At 74.7% G+C, this 1,318-nt stretch carries 3 protein-coding genes; all 3 read right to left on the bottom strand.

Annotated elements, in window-relative coordinates; genetic code table 11:
• Positions 1–449: DNA-formamidopyrimidine glycosylase family protein (locus tag D8M29_RS11985; RefSeq protein ID WP_305034233.1), on the bottom strand; the 449-nt coding region annotated here is incomplete at its 3' end.
• A gap of 14 nt (positions 450–463) precedes the next feature.
• Positions 464–976: a VOC family protein gene (locus tag D8M29_RS11980; RefSeq protein ID WP_127446012.1), complete on the bottom strand. Its 513-nt coding sequence runs from the start codon at positions 974–976 to the stop codon at positions 464–466.
• Positions 977–1,115: 139 nt separating this feature from the next.
• The coding region (locus D8M29_RS13675; RefSeq protein ID WP_161972463.1) for a hypothetical protein at positions 1,116–1,318 on the bottom strand (203 nt) is incomplete at its 5' end.

The raw sequence follows: 1,318 nt of genomic DNA, 5'->3' as shown, positions 1-1,318 counted from the left end.
AGCAGCGCGGCGCCGTCGTCGGGCGTGTCCCAGGCCGGGTCCAGCAGGTCGGGGCCGAGGTGGCCGAGGACGGTGGCCTCGTCGGCGGTGGGCACGAGGGTGAGCAGGCCCAGCTGGGCGCCGAGCACACGGTGCTCCGCCGTCTCCAGCACCGCCCGCACCTGCCAGGCGGGGGCGCCCCACCGCGCGTCGACGGCCGAGACGAGCCAGCGCCCCTCCATCTTCAGGTGCGAGATCAGGGTGAGCGGCCGGGCCCCGGGGCGGGCCGTGGGCGGGGTCAGCCGCATCAGCAGGTACTTGGCGCGCGGCAGGACCTCGGCCACCCTCCAGCCGGTCAGGTCCGCGGTGGCGTGGCGGGGCACGCGCAGATCCGCGTGCGTCAGGACCCGGCCCTCGAGCACGGGGCGGAGCCGGTGCGCGACGCGGACGAGGGAGTCGCCTTCAGGCACGGGCCGTCACCGGCTCAGGCCGCGTTGAGCTGCCAGGTCACGCCGAAGCGGTCCCCGACCCACGCGAAGCGGCGGGAGAAGCCGTAGTCGTCGGGCGGCATGAAGTCCCGGCCGCCGCCGGCGAGGAGCGCGTCGTGGATCGCGTCCACCGCCGTGGCGTCCGGCAGCTCGACGAACAGGCTGATGGCCGGGGTGAACGTGAACCCGTGCGGGGTGAAGGAGTCGAAGAACCGCAGCCGCTGGCCGGCGATCTCGAGCTCGCCGTACAGGACCTTGCCCGCCCATTCGGCGCCGCGCGGGGAGGAGTCGTCGAAGAGGTCGCGGCGGACCTCGGTGACCGGCAGGTATTCCACGAACGCGGTGAGGTAGGCGTCCATGGCTGCACCGGCGTCACCCTCGAACAGGAGGAACGGGGTGACGGAGGGGTCCGAGGGGTGCGGCAGGGCGTCCTCGAGGGCCTCGGGGGCCGGGGAGGTGCCCGTGGGGGCGGTGCCCCCGTCCTCGGGCGGGGCGGCGTCGATGCTCATGGGCCGAACCTACCCCCCGGGCCCCGCCTCCGCGACAGGGCCACCCCCGGGCAACGCGGGTTGAGTTGTCGCGGGTGTTCGACGGCGGGACCCGTGACAACTCAACCCGCGTTGCGGACGGGCGGACGGACGTGGGTTCTCAGTTCCGGAACCGGATGCCCGACGGGCTTGAGTAGAACCCCGCGGCCAGCAGCGCCTCGGCCAGCGGCGTGCCGAGCACGGGCCCGCCGTTGACCTTCTCCAGGCTCAACCGCTCGGTCCGGCCGGTCCGCAGCGCCCACACAAGCGCCTCCGCCGCGGCCCGCAGCTCGCCCGGATCCTCCGTGAACGCGAGCAGCGTGG

The sequence above is a fragment of the Micrococcus sp. HSID17227 genome (assembly GCF_003989405.1).
Classification (GTDB): Bacteria; Actinomycetota; Actinomycetes; order Actinomycetales; family Micrococcaceae; genus Micrococcus; species Micrococcus luteus.
Note: the sequence above shows the minus strand (reverse complement) of the source record. Positions and strands in the feature narration are given on the sequence as shown.